We start from the raw sequence: 1,189 nt of genomic DNA on the forward strand, positions 1-1,189 counted from the left end.
ACTGTCTATACCCAGGAGTTCAAGCAGCGGGCGTTGCGTTTGATGGAGGATCATCTTCACCACACGCAGTGCTCGCAGTGGTCGGCCGCCCAGGCGGTGGGAACGAAACTTGGGATCTCACCGCATACGATGCGCGGGTGGCTGAAGCAGGCCAGACGTGATGCCGGCACTGAGCCGGGCGCGACAACGGATGAGCTTGAAGAGCTGCGCCGGTTGCGGCGTGAGAATCGTGAGCTGCGACGGGCGAACGAGATACTGAAGACTGCTTCAGCGTTTTTTGCAGCCGAGCTCGACCGCCCCTCGCCGAAATGATTGCTTACATCGATATGTACCGTGATCAGTTCGGAGTCGAGCTCATCTGCCGCACACTTGCAGCACGCGAGGGTGGATTCATGACGTCGCGTGGTTATCGGGCCGCGAAGACCAGACCGGCCTGCGAACGTCAGATCCGGGATCGGGAACTGACCGTGGTGATCAAGGACCTGCATGCCCGCAACTACGGGGTCTACGGCGTTCGCAAAATGTGGCATGCGATGCGCCGAAGCGGCTGGAAGATCGGCCGTGACCAGGTCGCACGGCTGATGCGTCAGGCCGGAATCAGCGGCGTGGTTCGCGGCCGGAAACCGCGCACCACGGTACCCGGGCGCACACCGGATGAGCGCCCGGATCTGGTGATGCGAGACTTCAAAGCACCGGCCCCGAACCGGCTGTGGGTCGCTGACATCACGTATGTGCGCACATCGTATGGCTTCGTGTACACCGCGTTCGTCATCGATGCGTACTCCCGCCGCATCGCCGGCTGGGCGACCAGATCATCGATGACGACGCACGCGCTGTCCTTAGAAGCGCTAGAGCACGCGCTGAACACCGCGACCACAGGCATTGCTGAACTAGTCCATCACTCCGATCGTGGATCGCAATACGTTGCCATTGCCTACACTGAACGCCTCATCACCGCAGGCATCACCCCATCAGTCGGAACAGTCGGCGATAGCTACGACAATGCCCTCGCCGAAACCGTCAACGGCCTGTACAAGGCCGAGCTGATCTACTCCCAGCCGGCCTGGAACAGGCTGACCGATGTCGAGTTCGCGACCATGAACTGGGTCCACTGGTGGAACACCACCCGGCTGCACGAAGCACTGGGCTACAAGACACCAGCAGAAGTCGAAGCCCAATACGCCGAAAG

1 protein-coding gene is annotated in these 1,189 nt (G+C 61.1%); it reads left to right on the plus strand.

Going from position 1 to position 1,189, the window contains the following annotated elements; genetic code table 11:
* Positions 1 to 1,189, plus strand: a protein-coding gene (locus tag M3C25_RS13080; protein ID WP_259857223.1) for an IS3 family transposase whose coding sequence is annotated in 2 segments (ribosomal slippage) — positions 1 to 286 and positions 286 to 1,189 — 1,190 coding nt annotated over the 2 segments. Because the reading frame shifts where the segments join, the coding sequence is not laid out codon by codon here. This gene is flagged as partial in the annotation.

This window comes from Brevibacterium luteolum (assembly GCF_025147615.1).
In the GTDB taxonomy this organism is placed as follows: Bacteria; Actinomycetota; Actinomycetes; order Actinomycetales; family Brevibacteriaceae; genus Brevibacterium; species Brevibacterium luteolum.